This window comes from Massilia sp. METH4 (assembly GCF_037094685.1).
Classification (GTDB): Bacteria; Pseudomonadota; Gammaproteobacteria; order Burkholderiales; family Burkholderiaceae_D; genus Rugamonas.
This window is the reverse complement of the sequence record NZ_CP146614.1, coordinates 2636323-2652721: the sequence shown is the minus strand read 5'-3', so window position 1 is coordinate 2652721 and position 16399 is coordinate 2636323. Positions and strand designations below refer to the sequence as shown.

The 16399-nt window shown below is 60.1% G+C and carries 12 protein-coding genes, 2 tRNA genes and 3 rRNA genes; 9 read left to right on the top strand and 8 right to left on the bottom strand.

All coding sequences use genetic code 11. From position 1 onward, the window contains the following. Window positions 1-73: 73 nt before the first annotated feature. From rrf to V6Z91_RS11690, 6 genes are all read right to left on the bottom strand, one after another. Window positions 74-186: ribosomal RNA gene (gene rrf, locus V6Z91_RS11715) — 5S ribosomal RNA — on the bottom strand. A gap of 111 nt (window positions 187-297) precedes the next feature. Then, window positions 298-3171 (bottom strand): 23S ribosomal RNA (locus V6Z91_RS11710). Window positions 3172-3380: 209 nt separating this feature from the next. Next, a tRNA-Ala gene (locus V6Z91_RS11705) sits at window positions 3381-3456 on the bottom strand. Window positions 3457-3473: 17 nt separating this feature from the next. Next, window positions 3474-3550: transfer RNA gene (locus tag V6Z91_RS11700), tRNA-Ile, on the bottom strand. 93 nt (window positions 3551-3643) lie between these two features. Next, window positions 3644-5174 (bottom strand): 16S ribosomal RNA (locus V6Z91_RS11695). Together the 16S, 23S and 5S rRNA genes with 2 tRNA genes alongside form the textbook arrangement of a ribosomal RNA operon. A 352-nt stretch (window positions 5175-5526) precedes the next feature. Then, a complete protein-coding gene (locus V6Z91_RS11690; RefSeq protein WP_338770547.1) occupies window positions 5527-6303 on the bottom strand; it encodes an enoyl-CoA hydratase in 777 nt (258 codons plus the stop codon). An 80-nt stretch (window positions 6304-6383) separates the two neighbouring features. Here V6Z91_RS11690 and V6Z91_RS11685 point away from each other — a divergent pair, with 80 nt between their 5' ends. After that, on the top strand, window positions 6384-7655 hold the full coding sequence (locus V6Z91_RS11685; RefSeq protein WP_338770545.1) for an MFS transporter: 1272 nt from the start codon (window positions 6384-6386) through the stop codon (window positions 7653-7655). 51 nt (window positions 7656-7706) lie between these two features. Next, the gene (locus V6Z91_RS11680) at window positions 7707-8147 is read left to right on the top strand and encodes a universal stress protein (protein ID WP_338770543.1); all 441 of its coding nucleotides are present in this window, start codon (window positions 7707-7709) and stop codon (window positions 8145-8147) included. 17 nt (window positions 8148-8164) lie between these two features. On the opposite strand, the gene V6Z91_RS11675 is transcribed toward V6Z91_RS11680, so the two are convergent. Then, window positions 8165-9193, bottom strand: a complete 1029-nt coding sequence (locus V6Z91_RS11675; protein WP_338770541.1) for a murein transglycosylase A — start codon at window positions 9191-9193, stop codon at window positions 8165-8167. Between the two features lie 373 nt (window positions 9194-9566). Further along, window positions 9567-9941: a Co2+/Mg2+ efflux protein ApaG gene (apaG, locus tag V6Z91_RS11670; RefSeq protein ID WP_338770539.1), complete on the bottom strand. Its 375-nt coding sequence runs from the start codon at window positions 9939-9941 to the stop codon at window positions 9567-9569. 175 nt (window positions 9942-10116) lie between these two features. On the opposite strand from apaG, the gene rpe reads away from it, so the two are divergent. From rpe to trpC, 7 genes are all read left to right on the top strand, one after another. Continuing rightward, entirely contained in the window at window positions 10117-10782 is a 666-nt protein-coding gene (gene rpe, locus V6Z91_RS11665) for a ribulose-phosphate 3-epimerase (protein WP_338770537.1), read from the top strand. Further along, window positions 10783-11484, top strand: a complete 702-nt coding sequence (locus V6Z91_RS11660) for a phosphoglycolate phosphatase (protein ID WP_338770536.1) — start codon at window positions 10783-10785, stop codon at window positions 11482-11484. It begins immediately after the preceding gene. Window positions 11485-11744: 260 nt separating this feature from the next. Continuing rightward, window positions 11745-13241 (top strand): anthranilate synthase component I, encoded by a 1497-nt coding sequence (trpE, locus tag V6Z91_RS11655; protein ID WP_338770535.1) that lies wholly within the window; start codon window positions 11745-11747, stop codon window positions 13239-13241. 1 nt (window position 13242) lies between these two features. Next, the gene (locus V6Z91_RS11650; RefSeq protein WP_338770534.1) at window positions 13243-13812 is read left to right on the top strand and encodes an aminodeoxychorismate/anthranilate synthase component II; all 570 of its coding nucleotides are present in this window, start codon (window positions 13243-13245) and stop codon (window positions 13810-13812) included. A 4-nt stretch (window positions 13813-13816) separates the two neighbouring features. Beyond that, the gene (gene trpD / locus V6Z91_RS11645) at window positions 13817-14854 is read left to right on the top strand and encodes an anthranilate phosphoribosyltransferase (RefSeq protein ID WP_338770533.1); all 1038 of its coding nucleotides are present in this window, start codon (window positions 13817-13819) and stop codon (window positions 14852-14854) included. A gap of 12 nt (window positions 14855-14866) precedes the next feature. Beyond that, window positions 14867-15508, top strand: a complete 642-nt coding sequence (locus V6Z91_RS11640; protein ID WP_338770531.1) for a LysE family translocator — start codon at window positions 14867-14869, stop codon at window positions 15506-15508. A gap of 10 nt (window positions 15509-15518) precedes the next feature. Beyond that, window positions 15519-16319 carry an indole-3-glycerol phosphate synthase TrpC gene (trpC, locus tag V6Z91_RS11635; protein ID WP_338770529.1) on the top strand — a complete coding sequence of 267 codons (801 nt, stop codon included), beginning with the start codon at window positions 15519-15521 and terminating at the stop codon, window positions 16317-16319. Window positions 16320-16399 lie beyond the last annotated feature (80 nt).

Genomic DNA, 16399 nt, shown 5'->3' with positions numbered 1-16399 from the left:
TTGCCTGGACTACTCTCACACTTAAAGTAAAAAAACCCGCAGCGATCACGCTACGGGTTTTTTCGGAATAACAGCCTGACGATAACCTACTTTCACACTGGTTGCAGCACTATCATCGGCGCAAAGTCGTTTCACGGTCCTGTTCGGGATGGGAAGGGGTGGGACCGACTTGCTATGGTCATCAGGCATGACTTGTACGGCGCGTTGCTCTCAGTGGAGCAGCAACGAACCTCAATCTGGAATCAGTAAAGTTAGGGTACTCATCAGAGTAAATGCAGATATAACCGTCAAGGTTATAGGGACAAGCCGTACGGGCAATTAGTATCAGTTAGCTTAATGCATTACTGCACTTCCACACCTGACCTATCAACGTCCTGGTCTCGAACGACCCTTCAAGGAGCTCAAGGCTCCGGGAAATCTCATCTTAAGGCAAGTTTCCCGCTTAGATGCTTTCAGCGGTTATCTCTTCCGAACTTAGCTACCCGGCAATGCCACTGGCGTGACAACCGGTACACCAGAGGTTCGTCCACTCCGGTCCTCTCGTACTAGGAGCAGCCCCCTTCAAATTTCCAACGCCCACGGCAGATAGGGACCAAACTGTCTCACGACGTTTTAAACCCAGCTCACGTACCACTTTAAATGGCGAACAGCCATACCCTTGGGACCGGCTACAGCCCCAGGATGTGATGAGCCGACATCGAGGTGCCAAACTCCCCCGTCGATATGAACTCTTGGGAGGAATCAGCCTGTTATCCCCAGAGTACCTTTTATCCGTTGAGCGATGGCCCTTCCATACAGAACCACCGGATCACTATGTCCTACTTTCGTACCTGCTCGACTTGTCGGTCTCGCAGTTAAGCACGCTTATGCCATTGCACTATTAGCACGATGTCCGACCGTACCTAGCGTACCTTCGAACTCCTCCGTTACACTTTAGGAGGAGACCGCCCCAGTCAAACTGCCTACCATGCACTGTCCCCGATCCGGATAACGGACCAAGGTTAGAACCTCAAACAAACCAGGGTGGTATTTCAAGGTTGGCTCCACGAGAACTGGCGTCCCCGCTTCAAAGCCTCCCACCTATCCTACACAGATTGGTTCAAAGTCCAATGCAAAGCTACAGTAAAGGTTCATGGGGTCTTTCCGTCTAGCCGCGGGTAGATTGCATCATCACAAACACTTCAACTTCGCTGAGTCTCGGGAGGAGACAGTGTGGCCATCGTTACGCCATTCGTGCAGGTCGGAACTTACCCGACAAGGAATTTCGCTACCTTAGGACCGTTATAGTTACGGCCGCCGTTTACTGGGACTTCAATCAAGAGCTTGCACCCCATCATTTAATCTTCCAGCACCGGGCAGGCGTCACACCCTATACGTCCACTTTCGTGTTTGCAGAGTGCTGTGTTTTTATTAAACAGTCGCAGCCACCATTTTATTGCAACCCTTTCACCCTTCTGCAGTAAAGCAGTCAAGCTACCGGGGCGTACCTTTTCCCGAAGTTACGGTACCAATTTGCCGAGTTCCTTCTCCCGAGTTCTCTCAAGCGCCTTAGAATACTCATCTCGCCCACCTGTGTCGGTTTGCGGTACGGTCTCGTATGACTGAAGCTTAGAGGCTTTTCTTGGAACCACTTCCGATTGCTTCAGGGTCAATGACCCCTCGTCCCAGTCCCTTGAATTACGTGCCCGGATTTGCCTAAGCACCTTCTATGAACCAGAAACTGACTATTCCAACAGTCAGACAACCTTCCGCGATCCGTCCCCCCATCGCATCATACGACGGTGCAGGAATATTAACCTGCTTCCCATCAGCTACGCATCTCTGCCTCGCCTTAGGGGCCGACTCACCCTGCTCCGATGAACGTTGAACAGGAAACCTTGGGCTTACGGCGTGCGGGCTTTTCACCCGCATTATCGCTACTCATGTCAGCATTCGCACTTCTGATACCTCCAGCAGCCTTTACAAGCCACCTTCGCAGGCTTACAGAACGCTCTCCTACCATATCCTTGCGGATATCCGCAGCTTCGGTGACTGGCTTAGCCCCGTTACATCTTCCGCGCAGGACGACTCGATCAGTGAGCTATTACGCTTTCTTTAAATGATGGCTGCTTCTAAGCCAACATCCTGACTGTTTTAGCCTTCCCACTTCGTTTTCCACTTAGCCAATCTTTGGGACCTTAGCTGGCGGTCTGGGTTGTTTCCCTCTTGACGCCGGACGTTAGCACCCGACGTCTGTCTCCCAAGCTCGCACTCACCGGTATTCGGAGTTTGCAATGGTTTGGTAAGTCGCGATGACCCCCTAGCCATAACAGTGCTCTACCCCCGGTGGTGATACTTGAGGCACTACCTAAATAGTTTTCGGAGAGAACCAGCTATTTCCAAGTTTGTTTAGCCTTTCACCCCTATCCACAGCTCATCCCCTAATTTTTCAACATTAGTGGGTTCGGTCCTCCAGTGCGTGTTACCGCACCTTCAACCTGGCCATGGATAGATCACTTGGTTTCGGGTCTACACCCAGCAACTGACGCCCTGTTCGGACTCGATTTCTCTACGGCTCCCCTATATGGTTAACCTCGCTACTGAATGTAAGTCGCTGACCCATTATACAAAAGGTACGCCGTCACGGAACAAGTCCGCTCCGACTGTTTGTATGCACACGGTTTCAGGATCTATTTCACTCCCCTCCCGGGGTTCTTTTCGCCTTTCCCTCACGGTACTGGTTCACTATCGGTCGATTACGAGTATTTAGCCTTGGAGGATGGTCCCCCCATATTCAGACAGGATTTCTCGTGTCCCGCCCTACTTGTCGTACGCTTAGTACCACCGGTCTGATTTCGTGTACGGGGCTATCACCCGCTATGGCGCCTATTTCCAGAGGCTTCCACTATCAGTCCGACTATCACGTACAGGCTCTTCCCATTTCGCTCGCCACTACTTTGGGAATCTCGGTTGATTTCTTTTCCTGCAGCTACTTAGATGTTTCAGTTCGCCGCGTTCGCCTCACACACCTATGTATTCAGTGAGTGATACCCTAAAAGGGTGGGTTTCCCCATTCGGAAATCTTCGGATCAAAGCTCGTTTGTCAGCTCCCCGAAGCTTATCGCAGACTACTACGTCCTTCATCGCCTGTAATCGCCAAGGCATCCGCCATGTGCACTTAGTCACTTGTCCCTATAACCTTGACGGCTATAGCTTCAAATGCATTTACTACTGTGTTTGATGAGTTTTGTATGCGTTCTTTCGAACACTACCCTAAGTGTGAATCTTTCGATCCACGCTTAATAAACTTTACTTCATCCAGATTGTTAAAGAACGAAACAGCTTAAGTCTCTAAAAGACTAAACATAAATGTGAACTCGTCACGCTTACGTTTAAGCTTTTGGTGGAGGATGACGGGATCGAACCGACGACCCCCTGCTTGCAAAGCAGGTGCTCTCCCAGCTGAGCTAATCCCCCATGGGATGCAGATACTTTGGTGGGTCTGGTTGGGCTCGAACCAACGACCCCCGCGTTATCAACACGGTGCTCTAACCAGCTGAGCTACAGACCCGCATGATCTTGCGGTGCTACTGTTTCTTCTTCATTCGACAGTCGATAAGTGTGAGCGTTTGATGCACGACCTTGCGGTCAGTGCCTACTCTAGAAAGGAGGTGATCCAGCCGCACCTTCCGATACGGCTACCTTGTTACGACTTCACCCCAGTCACGAATCCTACCGTGGTAAGCGCCCTCCTTGCGGTTAAGCTACCTACTTCTGGTAAAACCCGCTCCCATGGTGTGACGGGCGGTGTGTACAAGACCCGGGAACGTATTCACCGCGACATGCTGATCCGCGATTACTAGCGATTCCAACTTCATGTAGTCGAGTTGCAGACTACAATCCGGACTACGATACACTTTCTGGGATTAGCTCCCCCTCGCGGGTTGGCGGCCCTCTGTATGTACCATTGTATGACGTGTGAAGCCCTACCCATAAGGGCCATGAGGACTTGACGTCATCCCCACCTTCCTCCGGTTTGTCACCGGCAGTCTCATTAGAGTGCCCTTTCGTAGCAACTAATGACAAGGGTTGCGCTCGTTGCGGGACTTAACCCAACATCTCACGACACGAGCTGACGACAGCCATGCAGCACCTGTGTTCAGGTTCCCTTTCGGGCACCCTCCAATCTCTCAGAGGTTCCTGACATGTCAAGGGTAGGTAAGGTTTTTCGCGTTGCATCGAATTAATCCACATCATCCACCGCTTGTGCGGGTCCCCGTCAATTCCTTTGAGTTTTAATCTTGCGACCGTACTCCCCAGGCGGTCTACTTCACGCGTTAGCTGCGTTACTAAGTCAATTAAGACCCAACAACTAGTAGACATCGTTTAGGGCGTGGACTACCAGGGTATCTAATCCTGTTTGCTCCCCACGCTTTCGTGCATGAGCGTCAATCTTAGCCCAGGGGGCTGCCTTCGCCATCGGTGTTCCTCCACATCTCTACGCATTTCACTGCTACACGTGGAATTCTACCCCCCTCTGCCAGATTCCAGCCTTGCAGTCTCCAACGCCATTCCCAGGTTAAGCCCGGGGATTTCACGTCAGACTTACAAAACCGCCTGCGCACGCTTTACGCCCAGTAATTCCGATTAACGCTTGCACCCTACGTATTACCGCGGCTGCTGGCACGTAGTTAGCCGGTGCTTATTCTTCAGGTACCGTCATGAGGTACGGATATTAGCCGCACCCTTTTCTTCCCTGACAAAAGAGCTTTACAACCCGAAGGCCTTCTTCACTCACGCGGCATTGCTGGATCAGGGTTGCCCCCATTGTCCAAAATTCCCCACTGCTGCCTCCCGTAGGAGTCTGGACCGTGTCTCAGTTCCAGTGTGGCTGGTCGTCCTCTCAGACCAGCTACTGATCGTCGCCTTGGTGAGCCTTTACCTCACCAACTAGCTAATCAGATATCGGCCGCTCCAGGAGCACAAGGCCTTGCGGTCCCCTGCTTTCATCCTTGGATCGTATGCGGTATTAGCGTAACTTTCGCTACGTTATCCCCCACTCTTGGGCACGTTCCGATATATTACTCACCCGTTCGCCACTCGCCGCCAGGCCGAAGCCCGCGCTGCCGTTCGACTTGCATGTGTAAAGCATGCCGCCAGCGTTCAATCTGAGCCAGGATCAAACTCTTCAGTTTAATCTCTGTTGTCTCGGCATTTCTGCCGAGGGTCATTCACTCAAAATACTGACGAATCATTCGAAGATGATTACGTTTATTTTGCGTGAACGTTTGATGCTATATATTTTGAGCTTCGGGACCAAAGTCCCGGGCACATCATCAAACGCCCACACTTATCGACTGTTGATTGTTAAAGAATTCTTGCCATTCGGCGCTTGCTGCGTTCGTAGACAAATCGTTGTGTTTGTCAGCAGCAGAGAAGCGAGATTATCGAGTGTTTCGTGCGATTCGTCAAGCTTCTCATCTACTCACATCAAGCTGCTTGTTTCACTTTCGTGACAGCTGCGTTGCTGCGAGGGACAGAACTATATCAAAGCCCCTCGAAGTTTGGCAAGCGCTTTTCGAGGAAGGCATGCATGCCTTCGCGCTGCGCCGGCGTGCCGAACGCGGCGTGGAACAGGCGGCGCTCGTAGCGCACGCCTTCCGTGAGCGGCACTTCAAAGGCCACGTTCACTGCTTCCTTGATCTGCATGGCTACCGAGAGCGGCATCGATGCGATCGTGGTGGCCGCCGCCAGCGCTTCTTCGATCAGCTTGTCGGCCGGGACCACACGCGACACCAGGCCAGTGCGCTCCGCTTCCGCCGCGTCGATGGTGCGGGCCGTCAGCAGCATGTCCATCGCCTTGGCCTTGCCGATCGCCCGCGGCAGCCGCTGCGTGGCGCCAGCTCCAGGGGTGACGCCGATCTTGATTTCCGGCTGGCCGAACTTGGCCGTATCTGCCGCGATCACGAAGTCGCACATCATCGCCAGCTCGCAACCGCCACCCAGCGCATAGCCGGCGACGGCGCCGATCACGGGCGTGCGCACCTTCAGGATGTGCTCCCAGTTACGAGTGATGTAATTGTCGCGGTAGGTATCCTGGTACGTGTAGTCGATCATCGCCGGGATATCGGCGCCGGCGGCGAAAGCCTTCTCGCTGCCGGTCAGCACGATGCAACCGATCTGCGGGTCCTTGTCGAAACCGGCAAACGCCTCGCCCAGCTCGTTCATCATGCGGTCGTTCAGCGCATTCAGCGCCTTCGGCCGGTTCAGGCGGATAAGGGCCACCTTGCCGTGGACTTCAACGATCAGGTCTTCATATTGCATGCTGGTCTCCCGGGACGATAGTTCGGGCGATTGTAGCGTCATCGGGATGCCTGTGCCATTGCGGTATGATCGGCCGATTCATGCCGTTTCCCCTTCTTTCTCCGATTGCCGAACGGTGGCGCACCGACGCGCTGCTGTCGAATTCCGACTTCCGCCACTACTGGGCCAGCCTGGTATTGACGAGCTTCGGCTCGCAGATCGGCACGCTCGCGCTGCCGCTCTGCGCCGTGCTGCTGCTGCACGCCACCCCGGCGCAGATGGGCGTGCTCACCGCCTGCCAGGCGATTCCCTTCGCGGTCTTCGCATTGCCGGCGGGCGTGCTGCTGGACCGCAGCCGCAAGCTGCCGATCCTGTTGGCCAGCAAGGCCGCGCAGGGCATTTCGCTGGCATCGATTCCCGTCGCGTGGTGGCTCGACCTGCTGGGCATGCCGTGGCTCTATACGGTGGCGGCGATCCAGGGCACCTGCAACGTCATCGGTGGCGGGGCGGAACAGATCTATCTCACGCTGCTCGTCGGCCGGGAGCGGATGGTCGAGGCGCAGTCCCGCTTCGCCAGCACGGATTCGATCTCGCGGCTGCTGGCTCCGGGCCTGGCCGGCATCCTGATCCAGTGGCTGACGGCGCCGGTGGCCATCCTCGTCAACGCGGCAACATTCTTCATCTCGCTCTGGAATATCGGCCGCGTAAAGATGCGCGAAGCCATCCCGCCGCGCAGCGACCGCCACCCGCTGCACGATGTGCGTGCCGGTTTCGCCTTCATCTGGCGCCAGCCCCTGCTGCGCGCCCTGGCCTGGGTGGCCGGCGCCTGGCACCTGCTGTTCTACGGCTATAACGCACTGCTCGTGCTGTTCGCCACGCGCGAACTGGGCATGAACGCCGGCATGCTGGGGACGGCGCAGATGCTGGGCGGAGCCGGCGTGTTCGCCAGTTCCCTGCTGCTGCGGCCGCTGAACCACCGTTACGGCGCCGGCAACACAATCGTGATCGGCACCGCGTCGATGGCCCTGGGTTTCGTGCTGATGCCGCTGATCCCGCGCGATCTGTTTGGCGACGCCCGCTTCAGCGCGGCGACATATGCGCTCCTGATGTTCTTCTTCGACCTGGGCGCCATGCTGTTCTTCATCCCTTACCAGGCGCTGCGCCAGAAAGTGACGCCGGACGAAATGCTGGGCCGAATGATCTCGACCATGCGCTTCCTGACGGTGGCGGTGGCCCCGCTGGGCGCCCTGGCCGCCGGCTATGCGGGCGACCGCCTGGGCGTGCGCCCTGCCCTCTACTGTATCGCGGCGGGCGGCGTGCTGCTGGCCATGGGCGCCGTCACGTCGCGCCCGATCCGAAGCGTGCGCCCTTGATGCGGCGGTGCCCTTAGACTGGAGCATTGCCAACTTTACAAGGGGACTGTCATGTTCAAGAACATCCTGTTACCCACCGATGGCTCCGACCTGGCCGTGAAAGCCACCGAAACGGCGGTGCGCTTCGCCCAGGTGCATGGCGCCCGCATCGTCGCCATCTGCGTTGCCCAGCCATTCCCGTTCGTGCCGATGGCCGAGGGAGGCGCCGTCGTGCCGGACGCGGAAGTGTTCGAAACGCAGATCACCACCGCGGCCCAGGCCAACATCAACAAGGTGGCCACCGCCTGCGCCGCCGCCGGCGTGCCCTTCGAGGGTATCGTCAGCAATTCCCACACGCCCTACAAGGACATCGTGGACGCTGCGGACAAACACAACTGCGACATCATCCTGATGGCCTCGCACGGCCGCGGCGGCTTGAGCAAACTGCTGCTCGGCAGCGAAACGCAGAAGGTGCTGGCGCATACCACGCTGCCGGTACTGGTTCTGCGGTAAGCAGCCCAGCCAGCCGCTCAGCGGGTCTGGCGGGGCAGCAGCACCCACACCTGGCCGCTCTGCTTCATCCGACCCGCATTCTCCGCCGCCTCGGTACCGAAACCAAAGAAAAAGTCGACGCGGATGGCGCCCCGGATGGCGCCACCGGTGTCCTGCGCCATCACCAGGCGCTGCAGCGGGACCTCGCTGGCAGCCTGCGTGGTGGACAGGTACAGCGGGACGCCTGACGGAATCTGCGTCGTGTCCACCGCCACCGAACGCTGCGGCGTCAAGGGCACGCCCAACGAACCTTTCGGGCCAACGCTGGGGTCCGGCAGTTTTTCTTCGCGGAAGAACACATAGCTGGGATTCACATTCAGCAGTTCCTGCCTGCGCGTCGGGTGCCCGGCGATCCACGCCTTGATCCCTTGCGCCGACGCCTGCTCGGACGTCAATTCGCCCTGCTCGATCAGCCACTTGCCGATGGATTTGTACGGATGGCCGTTCTGGTCCGCGTAGGCCACGCGCACCGTTTCGCCGGAATCGAGCTGCACGCGGCCGGAGCCCTGCACCTCGAGGAAGAAGGCTTCGACCGGATCGTCGACCCACAGCAATTCCTTGCCGGCCAGGCCCGAGCGGGCGATTTCCTCCCGGCTGGCGTACGGCACCACCTTCCTGCCCTGCAGGCGGCCGCGCAGCCGCTTGCCCTTCAGTTCCGGATATACGGCGGCAAGGTCGACGGTCACCATATCGTCCGGCACTTTATATAGAGGAGTCTGGTACGGGCCGCCCTGCTTGCGGGCGCCGCGCAGCAGCGGCTCGTAGTAGCCCGTGACGAGGCCGGTATCCGAACCATCCGGCGCGATCACGCGGTGCGGCACCAGGAACGTTTCAAAGAACAGGCGCACGGCGCGCTCGTCGTTCGCATTCACGGTGCGGGCGATCGAGCACGCTTCCTTCCAGTCCGCGCGCTTGCCGATTACCGAGCAGGACGACTGGAAGGCCGGCCAGGCGGCGCGCAGGTCGTCGCGCGACCAGCCGGGCAGGTCGGCGAATGTGCCCGGCACGAAGGCCGTTTTCGCGGGCGGCGCCGGCGGCTGCCCAGGTTCGGGCCGAGGTGCGGGCTGCGGTACGGGCTGGGGAGCCGGCTGAGGTGCGGGCCGGGGCGGCGCGGGCTGCTGACGGGGTGCGGGCGGTGCCCCGCAACCGGCAAGCAGGACTGCCGATACGGCCGCGCAGGTCAACAGATGGAAATTACGGGGTAGACTACGGCGAACGAAAAACATGGAGGCGGTATGTGGATCCTGATGGTCGAGGCATTGGTGGCGCTGTTCCTGCTGGTGTTCATCGTGTGGTGGACGATGCCCGGCAAGAAAAAGACGCCTCCGGCCAAACGGCCGGACCAGCCTGAATGATGCGACGAAGTTTATAACAACCGGATCAGTGCAGGGTGTGCGGAAGGGACAGTACGAACTCCGGAATCGGCACCTCGAACCGGTGGCCATCCTCGGCCACGCAGAAATACTCGCCCACCATCGAACCCTGCGGGGTCTGCAAGGCCGTGCCGCTCGTATATTCGAACTGCTCGCCCGGCTGCAGCAGGGGCTGGTGCCCCACCACGCCCAGGCCACGCACTTCCTGCTTGTGATTGTTGGCGTCGGTGATGACCCAGTGGCGCGAGATCAGTTGCGCCGCCACCGTGCCCGTGTTCTTGATCGTGATCGAGTAGGTGAACACGAAGTTGGTGCGTTCGGGGTCGGATTGTTCCGGCAGGAACTGCGTCCTGACCGTTACGGCGAATTCATATTGGGCCATCGGTATTCCTTATTGCCGGGCGTGGTGTGCTGTAGGAGCTGCCCGAAAGTCAAGTTTGGCATTTCATTAATGCGGTTCCGCATTGCACCCCATTTCCCTCCGGTGCGCAAGGTGCGCTCCGCACATAACGGGAGAGCGGCGTAAAATAACGCATCTTTTTGCTACCCACCCTGTCATGACTACTTTCCGCATCGCCCCCAGCATCCTGTCCGCCGACTTCGCCCGCCTGGGCGAGGAAGTGAAGAACGTCGTCGCCGCCGGCGCCGACATCATCCACTTCGACGTGATGGACAACCATTATGTGCCGAACCTCACCGTCGGCCCGCTGGTATGCCAGGCGATCCGCCCGCACGTGCAGGTGCCGATCGACGTGCACCTGATGGTCAAGCCCGTCGACCGCATCATCCCCGACTTCGCCAAGGCCGGCGCCAACATCATCACCTTCCACCCCGAGGCTTCCGACCACATCGACCGTTCGCTGCAACTGATCCGCGACCACGGCTGCAAGGCCGGCCTCGTGTTCAACCCGGCCACGCCGCTGTCCTACCTGGAGCACGTGATGGACAAGGTCGACATGATCCTCATCATGTCGGTGAACCCGGGCTTCGGCGGCCAGTCCTTCATCCCGCAGGCGCTAAAGAAGATCGAGCAGGCACGCCGCCTGATCGACGAATCGGGCCGCGACATCATGCTGGAAGTGGATGGCGGCATCAAGATCGACAATATCGCCGCCGCCGCGAAAGCGGGCGCGGACACCTTCGTGGCCGGCTCGGCGATCTTCGGCCAGCCCGACTACAAGGCCGTCATCGACGCGATGCGCACCCAGCTGGCGGCGGTGTAAATGACGGCGGCCGCTCACCCCCTGGCCGGCGTGCGCGCCGCCATCATCGACCTGGACGGCACGATGCTCGACACCGTGCCCGACTTCCACGTGGCCATCAACGCGATGCGCGAGGAACTGAAACTGGAACCGATCACGGCCGAGCAGATCAAGAACATGGTCGGCAAGGGTTCGGAAAACCTGATCCGCAGCGTGCTCTCGCTCGACCATGACGACGCGGCCGTCGAACAGCACTTCGCCGCGGCGATGGATGCCTATCAGCGGCACTACCTGGCCATCAACGGCCACCACAGCACGCTGTACCCGGATGTGGCGGCCGGCCTCACGGAACTGAAGGATGCCGGCATTCGCCTCGCCTGCGTGACGAACAAGCCGCTCGCCTTCGCCCTGCCGCTGTTGAAGCTGAAGGAGCTGGACGGCTACTTCGAAGTGATCTACGGCGGCGATTCGTTCGAGAAGAAGAAGCCCGACCCGCTGCCGCTGGTGCGCGCTTGCGAGTACTTCGGCCTGCCGCCGCACCAGGTGGTGGCGATCGGCGACTCGTCGAACGATGCCCGGGCCGCCCGCGCGGCCGGTTGCCCCGTGCTCACGGTGCCGTATGGTTATAACCACGGGGAATCTATACACGATACGGATTCCGATGGTATAGTTGAAACGCTGCTGCATGCTGCACAGCTCATAAACGCGCACAACGTTCAATGAACTTGGCGCATCAAACTTAAAACCGTACGCTCGTCAAACGATGTTTCTCAACAAAAGACACAACGTTACTCACCAGGGATCGATCGAGGCCTGGCTGTGGCGACGCTGGCAATCCTGGGCAAACTAAGCCGTATTGATTGCTGCCGTCGGAGACTTCGCGCGACCATCCATCCTATCGCTCTCTCCCGGCAGGTTTTTTGAACCTCACCGCCACCACCCGTACACCCGAATTGGGCTTGCGTGGCGGATTGGAGAGAAACATGACCGAACTCGAATTCAAGTCGCTGGCCACGCAAGGCTACAACCGTATTCCCCTGATCGCGGAAGCGTTCGCCGACCTCGAAACCCCGCTGTCGCTGTACCTGAAGCTGGCGCAAAGCCAGAACACAGGCAAGAACACCTTCCTGCTGGAATCGGTGGTCGGCGGCGAGCGCTTCGGCCGCTACTCGTTCATCGGCCTGCCGGCGAAGACGCTGCTGCGCACGCACGGCAGCCGCACCGAGATCGTCAAGGGCGGCGAAGTCATCGAAACGCACGAAGGCAATCCCCTCGAATTCATCGAGCAGTACCAGGCGCGTTTCAAGGTGGCGCTGCGCCCGGGCATGCCCCGCTTCGTGGGCGGCCTGGCCGGTTACTTCGGCTACGACACGGTGCGCCACATCGAGAAGAAGCTTGCTGGCAAGGGGCCGAAGGACGACCTGGGCCTGCCCGACATCCAGCTGATGGTCACGGAAGAACTGGCCGTCATCGACAACCTCTCCGGCAAGCTGTACCTGATCGTCTATGCGGACACCACGCAGCCGGAATCGTACTCGAAGGCGCGCCAGCGCCTGAAGGAATTGAAGGCGCTGCTGCGCCGCGGCGTCGATGCGCCGGTCACCTCGTCGTCCGTGCGCACCGAGGCGATTCGCGAATTCGACAAGGAAGCCTACCTGGCCGCCGTTGCGAAGGCGAAGGAATACATCATGGCCGGCGACCTGATGCAGGTGCAGATCGGCCAGCGCATCAAGAAGCCCTATGTGGATTCGCCACTCACGCTGTACCGCGCGCTGCGTTCGCTGAACCCGTCGCCGTACATGTACTTCTATAACTTCGGCGACATGCAGATCGTGGGCGCGTCGCCGGAAATCCTCGTCCGCAACGAGACCCTGCCGGACGGCGAGAAGAAAGTCACGCTGCGCCCCATTGCCGGCACGCGCCCGCGCGGCGCCACGCCGGAAAAGGATGCGCAGCTGGCCGAGGAACTGCTGGCCGACCCGAAGGAGATCGCCGAGCACGTGATGCTGATCGACCTGGCCCGCAACGACCTGGGCCGCATCTCCGAGATCGGCAGCGTGAAGGTCACCGACAAGATGGTGATCGAAAAGTACTCGCACGTGCAGCACATCGTGTCCAACGTCGAGGGCAAGCTGAAATCGGGCATGTCGAACCTGGACGTGCTGCGCGCCACCTTCCCGGCCGGTACCCTGACGGGCGCGCCGAAGGTGCACGCGATGGAAGTGATCGACGAGCTCGAAATCACCAAGCGCGGCATCTATGGCGGCGCGTGCGGCTACCTGTCGTTCGGCGGCGAGATGGACGTGGCGATCGCGATCCGCACCGGCGTGATCAAGGACGGCATGCTGTACGTGCAGGCGGCAGCAGGCGTGGTGGCCGACTCCATCCCCGAGATGGAATGGCAGGAAACGGAAAACAAGGCGCGCGCCGTGCTGCGCGCGGCGGAACAAGTGCAAGACGGCCTGGATGGGGAGTTCTGACATGCTGCTGATGATCGACAATTACGACTCCTTCACCTACAACATCGTGCAGTACTTCGGCGAGCTCGGTGAGGATGTGCGGGTGCACCGCAACGATGAAATCACGATCGAGCAGATCGAGGCCCTGAACCCGGACCGCATCTGCATCTCGCCGGGCCCGAAGGCGCCGGCGCAGGCCGGCATTTCGGTGGAAGTGCTCAAGCACTTCGCCGGCAAGAAGCCGATCCTGGGCGTGTGCCTGGGCCACCAGGCCATCGGCGAGGCGTTCGGCGGCAAGATCATCCGCGCCAAGGAAGTCATGCACGGCAAGACCTCGCCCATCGCCCACACGGGCGATGGCGTGTTCAAGGACTTGCCGAGCCCCTTCACGGTGATCCGCTACCACTCGCTGGCGATCGAGCGCGCTTCGCTGCCCTCCTGCCTGGAAGTGACGGCATGGACCGACGATGGCGAAATCATGGGCGTGCGCCACAAGGAATTCGATATCGAGGGCGTGCAATTCCACCCCGAATCGATCCTCTCCGAGCATGGCCACGCCATGCTGAAGAATTTCCTCGACCGCCAAGGATAACGCCATGCCGATCACCCACCAGGAAGCCCTGATCCGCTGCATCGAGCACCGCGAGATCTTCCACGACGAAATGCTGCACCTGTTCCGCCAGATCATGAGCGGCGAAATGTCGCCCGTGATGGTGGCCGCGCTGACCATGGGCCTGCGCGTGAAGAAGGAAACCATCGGTGAAATCACCGCCGCCGCGCAGGTGATGCGCGAATTCTCGACCAAGGTGCCGATGGCCGACACCACGAACCTGCTGGACATCGTGGGCACCGGCGGCGATGGCGCGCACACGTTCAATATCAGCAGCGCGGCAATGTTCGTCGCGGCCGCCGCCGGAGCGCGCATCGCCAAGCATGGCGGGCGCAGCGTGTCGTCCTCGTCCGGCAGCGCGGACCTGATCGAATCGCTGGGCGCAAACATCAACCTGAAGCCTGAACAGATCGCCCAATCGATCGCGCAGACGGGCATCGGCTTCATGTTCGCGCCGAATCACCACGCCGCCATGAAGCACGTGGCGCCGGTGCGCCGCGAACTGGGCGTGCGCTCGATCTTCAACATCCTCGGCCCCCTCACCAACCCGGCCGGCGCGCCGAACATCCTGATGGGCGTGTTCCACCCCGACCTGGTGGGCATTCAAGTGCGCGTGCTGCAACGCCTGGGCGCCGAACACGCGATCGTCGTGTATGGCCGCGACAATATGGATGAAGTGTCGCTGGGCGCCGGCACGCTGGTCGGGGAACTGGTCGACGGCGAGATCCGCGAATACGAGATCCACCCGGAAGACTTCGGCCTGCAGATGATCGCCAGCCGCAACCTGAAGGTGGCCAATGCCGAGGAATCGAAAGCCAAGGTGCTGGGCGTGCTCTCCGGCGAAACCGGCGCCGCGACCGATATCGTGGCGCTCAACGCCGGTACCGCGCTGTATGCCGCCGGTGTCGCGCCGTCGATCGAAGTGGGGTTGCTGAAGGCGCGCCAGGCGATCGAATCCGGTGCCGCGCTGGCCAAGCTGAAACAGTTCGTCGAAGTCACGCAGGCGCTCGGCGCCGACAATTGAAGGGAGCTGCCCATGTTCGGCATCCACGACCTGACCTTGTTCATCGTTTCCGGGCTGCTGCTGAACATCATGCCGGGGCCGGATTCGCTGCTGATCATGGCGCGCAGTGCCACGCAGGGCTGGCGGGCCGGCGTGGCCGCTTCGCTGGGCATCGGCGCGGGCACGATGGTGCATGTGCTGGCCGCCGCGCTGGGGTTGTCGGCGCTGCTGGCGACTTCGGCCACCGCGTTCACGGTGGTGAAATGGGTGGGTGCCGCGTATATCGTGTGGTGCGGCATCGGCATGCTGCGGGCAAAGCTGAAAGGTGCCGGCGACGATGCGACAGTCCCGGCGCCGGCGCCCTTGCCGCTCGGCCGCATCTTCGTCCAAGGCTTTCTCACCAACGTCCTGAATCCCAAGGTCGCCCTGTTCTTCCTTGCCTTCGTGCCCCAGTTCATCGACGCCGACGCGCCGAACAAGCCGCTGGCCTTCATTATCCTGGGCTGCATCTTCAACTTCAACGGCATGTTGTGGTGTAACGGCCTCGCGCTGTTCACCGCGTTCGCCAGCGCGAAGCTGAAGGTGAAGCCGCGCGTGGCGCTGTGGCTGAACCGCGTGACCGGCGGCCTGTTCCTCGCGCTGGGCGCCCGCCTCGCCCTCGCCGACCGTCATTAAGAATCGAACCATGTCCGACATCCTGAACAAGATCCTGGCCGTGAAGGCCGAAGAAGTGGCCGCGGCCAAGAAGTACCGCAGCCTCGCCAGCCTGCGCGACGACGTGGAGGCGGACCGCGAGTCGCGCGCCGCCATCCGCGGCTTCGAAGCGAGCCTGCGCGGCAAGATCGCCGCCGGCCAGGCCGGCGTGATCGCCGAAGTGAAGAAAGCCTCTCCCTCCAAAGGCGTGCTGCGCGCCGACTTCCGCCCCGCGGAAATCGCGCAAAGCTATGCCGAAGGCGGTGCCGCCTGCCTGTCCGTGCTGACGGATGAACAATTCTTCCAGGGCTCCACCGAATACCTGAAGCAGGCGCGCGCCGCGTGCTCCTTGCCCGTGATCCGCAAGGATTTTTTGGTCGACATCTACCAGGTCTATGAAGCCCGCGCCATGGGTGCCGACTGCATCCTGCTGATCGTCGCCGGCCTCGATCACGGCCTGATGGCCGAGATGGAAGCCTGCGCCCACGACCTCGGCATGGATGTGCTGGTGGAATCGCACGACGGCGACGAACTGACCGCCGCGATGAAGCTGAAGACGAACCTCATCGGCATCAACAACCGCAACCTGCGCACGTTCGAGGTGTCGCTGGAGAACACCATTGGTCTGCTGCCCCGCATTCCGGCGGAGCGGATGGTCGTGACCGAGTCGGGCATCCTGAATGGCGACGATGTGAGGCGGATGCGGGAGGCGAACGTGAACGCCTTCCTCGTCGGGGAGGCCTTCATGCGTGCCGAGAATCCAGGGGCGGAGTTGAAGCGCTTGTTTGCTTGAGTTGTTCACGCGCGGCCGCAAATGCTGACGCACTGGCGGAAGAAAGCCGTCGGTGGGTGATGGTGTCGGACACAGTGTTC